The organism is Roseateles sp. P5_B10, from assembly GCF_056400485.1.
This window is the reverse complement of the sequence record NZ_JBFULE010001409.1, coordinates 1-773: the sequence shown is the minus strand read 5'-3', so window position 1 is coordinate 773 and position 773 is coordinate 1. Positions and strand designations below refer to the sequence as shown.

General features: G+C 65.3%; 1 protein-coding gene. It reads left to right on the top strand.

What is annotated here, in order from left to right; genetic code table 11:
- On the top strand, positions 1–773 hold a 773-nt coding region (locus AC1DU6_RS33650), incomplete at both ends, for a translation initiation factor IF-2 (RefSeq protein WP_477862707.1).

Below are 773 nucleotides of genomic sequence, written 5' to 3'. Positions count from 1 at the left end.
GCCCACAAGATGTCGGTCAAGGCCGCCGAGGTCATCAAGCAATTGATGAAGCTGGGCCAGATGGTCACCATCAACCAGCAGCTGGACCAAGAGACGGCCATGATCCTGGTCGAGGAAATGGGTCACAAGGCCTTCCCCGCCAAGCTGGACGATCCGGACGCCTTCCTGGAAGAAGAGGGCACCGCCGAGCAGGAGCACGAGTCGCTGTCGCGCGCCCCGGTCGTCACCGTCATGGGCCACGTCGACCACGGCAAGACCTCGCTGCTGGACTACATCCGCCGTGCCCGCGTCGCCGCAGGCGAGGCTGGTGGCATCACGCAGCACATCGGTGCTTATCACGTCGATACGCCGCGCGGCATGATCACCTTCCTGGACACCCCGGGTCACGCGGCCTTCACGGCGATGCGTGCCCGCGGTGCCAAGGCAACCGACATCGTCATCCTCGTTTGCGCGGCCGACGACGGCGTCATGCCCCAGACCAAGGAAGCCATCCACCACGCGAAGGCGGCTGGCGTGCCGATCGTGGTCGCGATGACCAAGATCGACAAGCCCGACGCCAACGTCGAGCGCGTGAAGAGCGAGCTCGTGGCCGAACAGGTCGTGCCGGAAGAATTCGGTGGCGAGTCGCCCTTCATCGGCGTGTCGTCCAAGACCGGCCAGGGCATTGACGACCTGCTGGAGCAGGTGCTGCTGCAGGCCGAAGTGCTGGAGCTGAAGGCGCCGGTGGCCTCGATGGCCAAGGGCCTGGTCATCGAAGCCAAGCTGGACAAGGG